At 67.1% G+C, this 3,894-nt stretch carries 6 protein-coding genes; 4 read left to right on the top strand and 2 right to left on the bottom strand.

Annotated elements, in window-relative coordinates:
• Together DD1DGNOD_RS10110 and DD1DGNOD_RS10105 are read right to left on the bottom strand one after the other, a co-directional pair.
• A partial coding sequence (locus tag DD1DGNOD_RS10110) for a DEAD/DEAH box helicase (protein WP_131769973.1) occupies nucleotides 1-1,940 on the bottom strand: 1,940 nt, incomplete at its 3' end.
• Between the two features lie 31 nt (nucleotides 1,941-1,971).
• The gene (locus DD1DGNOD_RS10105; RefSeq protein WP_206443062.1) at nucleotides 1,972-2,232 is read right to left on the bottom strand and encodes a hypothetical protein; all 261 of its coding nucleotides are present in this window, start codon (nucleotides 2,230-2,232) and stop codon (nucleotides 1,972-1,974) included.
• Nucleotides 2,233-2,255: 23 nt separating this feature from the next.
• Between DD1DGNOD_RS10105 and DD1DGNOD_RS26810 the strand changes: the two genes are divergently transcribed.
• The 4 genes from DD1DGNOD_RS26810 to DD1DGNOD_RS10095 all read left to right on the top strand — a co-directional run bounded on the left by DD1DGNOD_RS26810 (nucleotide 2,256) and on the right by DD1DGNOD_RS10095 (nucleotide 3,679).
• Nucleotides 2,256-2,501 carry a hypothetical protein gene (locus DD1DGNOD_RS26810; RefSeq protein WP_165034650.1) on the top strand — a complete coding sequence of 82 codons (246 nt, stop codon included), beginning with the start codon at nucleotides 2,256-2,258 and terminating at the stop codon, nucleotides 2,499-2,501.
• A 239-nt stretch (nucleotides 2,502-2,740) separates the two neighbouring features.
• The gene (locus DD1DGNOD_RS26805) at nucleotides 2,741-2,881 is read left to right on the top strand and encodes a hypothetical protein (protein ID WP_165036570.1); all 141 of its coding nucleotides are present in this window, start codon (nucleotides 2,741-2,743) and stop codon (nucleotides 2,879-2,881) included.
• A gap of 185 nt (nucleotides 2,882-3,066) precedes the next feature.
• Entirely contained in the window at nucleotides 3,067-3,264 is a 198-nt protein-coding gene (locus DD1DGNOD_RS10100) for a hypothetical protein (RefSeq protein WP_112109401.1), read from the top strand.
• Nucleotides 3,265-3,274: 10 nt separating this feature from the next.
• Complete coding sequence (locus DD1DGNOD_RS10095) at nucleotides 3,275-3,679, top strand: type II toxin-antitoxin system VapC family toxin (protein ID WP_131769972.1); 405 nt, start codon at nucleotides 3,275-3,277, stop codon at nucleotides 3,677-3,679.
• Nucleotides 3,680-3,894 lie beyond the last annotated feature (215 nt).

Below are 3,894 nucleotides of genomic sequence, written 5' to 3'. Positions count from 1 at the left end.
AGCGTGCGCAGCGGGGTCTCGGTGAAGGCCTCGCCGAGGACGTCGAAGACCTTGCCGCCGTAGTCCTGGCGCATCTGGTCGAGTTTCGCCAGCAGGCGGGTGAAGACCTCACCCTCACGTGTGTTGGAGGCCACGAGGTTCCACAGTCGGCAGACCTCCTCCTGGCCGATGCGGTGGACGCGGCCGAAGCGCTGCTCGATGCGGTTGGGGTTCCACGGCAGGTCGTAGTTGACCATCAGGTGGGCAGCCTGGAGGTTGAGGCCCTCCCCGGCCGCGTCGGTCGCTACCAGGATCTGGACGTCGCGGTTCTTGGTGAACTCCTCGGTGATCTGGCGACGCTCGCCGCGGCGTACGCCGCCGTGAATGGCCTTGACGGTGTCAGGCTTGCCGAGCAGCGATCCGATCTTGACCCGGAGGTAGTCGAGGGTGTCGCGGTGCTCGGTAAAGATGATGAACTTCCGCGGCCAGCCGTTCGCGTCGGTGGTCAGCGCGTTGTCCTGGAGGATGTTCGACAGCTCGGTCCACTTGCGGTCGGTGCCGGCGTCGCGGACGACCTTGGCGGTCCTCACCAGCTCGGCCAGCTCGATCAGCTCGGCGTTGAGTTCCTCCACCGTCTGCGCCGCGGTGGCGGCGTCGAGCAGTTCCTCCTCCAGCTCCTCGATCTCTCCGGCGTTGAACTCGTCGGTGTCGATCGCGCTCCACTCGACAGCCGCGTCCGGCTCGCGGTAGGTGCCGTCGAGGATCTCCTGCCGTTTGCGCTCCAGCCGCTCGGACCGGCGTACGAGGCTTTTGTAGATCGCCTCTGGGCTGGACGCGAGCCGCCGCTGGAGAACGGTGAGGGCGAAACCGACGGTGTTCTTGCGCTTGCCACCGAGTCGATCGGCCCGATTCATCCCCTCGCGGACGTAGTGGGTGACGTCCTCGTAGAGGGCATACTCCAACGAGGTCAGCTCGTAGGGAACGGTCTCGGCGATGCGTTCGGGGAAGAGCTTCTTACCCTCGAAAGTGAGCAGGTCCTCCTTGACCATACGGCGCATGATCCCGCTGGTGTCCGTGGTCTTCTTCTGCCTGCCCTCGAACCGGTCACGGTCCAGCAGGGTGAGGAAGAGCTGGAAATCCTCCTCCTTGCCCGAGTGCGGGGTCGCGGTCATCAGCAGCAGATGGCGAGTGATCTCGCCGAGGAGTTCCCCGAGCTGGAAGCGCTTGGTCTTCTGCAGCTTGCCGCCGAAGTAGTGGGCGCCCATGCGGTGCGCCTCGTCGACGACGATCAAATCCCAGTCGGTCTCCTTGAGCTGGGCCTGGAGCTGCTCGTTGCGGGAGAGCTGATCCATCCGTGCGATGAGGAGCGGGTTGGTCTCGAAGACGTTGAGATTGACCTGGGAGTCGATGAGCTGATTGGTCAGCAGATCGAAGCGCAGGCCGAACTTGAAGAAGAGCTCGTCCTGCCACTGCTCCACGAGCCCGCCGGGCGCGACGATGAGGCACTGCTTCACGTCATCGCGCAGCAGCAGCTCCTTGATGTAGAGGCCGGCCATGATTGTCTTGCCGGCGCCGGGGTCGTCGGCGAGCAGAAAGCGCAGCGGGGTACGCGGGAGCAGTTCGCCGTACACCGCGCGGATCTGGTGCGGGAGGGGCTGCACGTCGCTGGTGGCGACGGCGAGCATCGGGTCGAACAGCCCGGCCAGCGAGATGCGCTGCGCCTCGGCCACGAGCTTGAAGTCGCTGGCGTTGGCGTCGAAGGCGCGGCTGCCGGCCTGGGCGACGCTGAGCTTGTCCTGGTCCTTGCGGAACACGACCTGCTGGCCGAGGCCGCCGGCGATGGTCTTGTAGGTCAGTTCGAGCGCGTCGGAACCGTGCCATTGCGCGGCAATGACCGTGATGACCTCGGCGGGGATAAGCCCGTCGACGCGCAGCCCTGGCCTGAGTTCCTCCAGCAGCACGACTGACCTCCTGATAGACAGCCGACCAACGCTACTGGAGCGGTCCGACAGTCCGATGCGCGGCACCTGGATCCCGGCTACCGACGCGCTGGCGGACCGGGGCGGGCTGCGCCCGCACCCCCGGCAGCCACGCCAGGCTCACGACCACTCGCGGGAACAACAGGAATGGGTTCGCGTGCAGCCTGTAGGCCCGGCGGACCTCCCGCAGCCGCTCACCGTTGATGACCCTGAGTTCCGGGCCGAACTTGTCGCGCATCTCGTCGGCCACTTCCACGCCAGGCTCGGCGGGCACACCACGATCATTGTGCGGGCCCCGTGGCGCAGCAGCAGCTCCTGGACGATCGGCCCGGTCACCTCCAGTTTCGTCTCAGACCGGTCCCGGACACCGCGCCGGGCCGCCGTGTCGGCGACGCTGGGATGCTCGCCTGCGCCGCGTTCTGCACGCTGCCGCCGTTGGTCGGCGCGGGGCTGCTCACAGCCGGAGCCGCCGCCGCGGTCAACCAGACACTGATCGCCGCCGCGATCGCTCTGGCCATCCTCGCGGTGGTGTTCCTGGGATAGCGCCAGCGCCGCAAGGTCGCCGCACGAACCGTGGCAGGCGGGTCCTGCGGCTGCGGCGGAGGATGTGCCCGCTGACACCAGGCAGGATCGTCACCGCCGCCACCGCGGTCGCCGCACCGAATGCGGTGGCAGGCACAGGCGACGGCCGAAGGTCCCTCCTCGGTGTCGACGACGGCCACTCTTCGCGATCGCGGGCCGTCGGCGTGGTGGTTCCCCCACCCGAAAGGGACATGTACGTCTTGGCGTGGTCCTGTCGTGAGCCCCACTGTCGAACGGCGATCCAGCCTGGCCGCGAGCCACTCGGCGTGCTCGGCAAACGCGCCCAGCTCGCCGGTGACGTCGAGGCGGTCCTGAAGGCCTACTCACTTGCCGAGGTCTGATCTGACAGTCGTGCGGCGACGCGGACTGAACGCCCCGAAGATGCCGGAGGCCCGGTGTCTGCCGGTGTGCGACAAGGCGACGGTTTCTTCGGACTACAGCCGGTCACGGGTCGCGACCTGCTCACCGCCGTATGCTAGTTCTAGTTCGTAGCCAGCCGGAGACACCAGTGAGGAGGCCCTCGTCCATGAGCACTCCAGAGATCGGCCATCCGCTGTACCCGCCGCTGCGCCCTGCGGTCACCGTCGAGGAGCTCCTGGCCGCGAGAGGTACACAGCCCATCCGGTCCCTCGACGATCTGGCGGCCGACACCTTCGATTCCGACGAGGAGCTCGACGAGTTCCTCGCCTTCACCTACGCTGAGCGTCGTCGCGACGTCGCCTGAGTCGGCCGCCGTGCAGCCTGTCGTCCTTGACACCGACGTCGCCTCCCTGAGCCACAAGCGCAGGCTCAGTGGACCCGTGGCAACCCGCCTGATCGGCCGCCGGCCACTGATCACGTTCGTGACCTTCGGTGAGCTCACCAAGTGGACCGACCTGCGAGACTGGGGCAGTCGCCGACGTCAGGAACTCGCCGACTGGCTCTCCGGAATCCCTGTGCTGCCCGGCGACGAAGCAGTCGCCGCCACCTGGGGCAAACTCTCCGCGGGCGCCACCCGGGCCGGACAGCCTCGCCCGGTCAACGACATGTGGATCGCGGCCTGCTGCCTCACCTACAATCTGCCGCTCGCCACCTTGAACCTGAAGGACTACACGTACTTCAGGGATCATCACGGTCTACGGATTCTCGGCGAGGAGTAACCGTCGCGCGCCACCTACACGGACGGGACTGTGGCGGAGTCAGGCGTATCTGTGGACGGTACGTGCGACCGACGGCCCAGTCGCCGACGTCAGCACCGAGCGGCCTCAGGCGGAGCACGGCTCCACAATCGCGGTCACCAGTCGCCGGGAGCCTCCGGACCTACCAGGTACGCGGAAGTGCGACACGAAGTCGCACGAGATGAGTGAGCTATCCA

The sequence above is a fragment of the Candidatus Protofrankia californiensis genome, assembly GCF_900634765.1.
Taxonomy (GTDB): Bacteria; Actinomycetota; Actinomycetes; order Frankiales; family Frankiaceae; genus Protofrankia; species Protofrankia californiensis.
This window is presented reverse-complemented; position numbering and strand designations above follow the sequence as displayed.

Excerpts from the sequence above, each read along its gene's own strand:
- DD1DGNOD_RS10100 (WP_112109401.1), top strand. The coding sequence starts at position 3,067 with ATGAGCACTCCAGAGATCGGCCATCCGCTGTACCCGCCGCTGCGCCCT.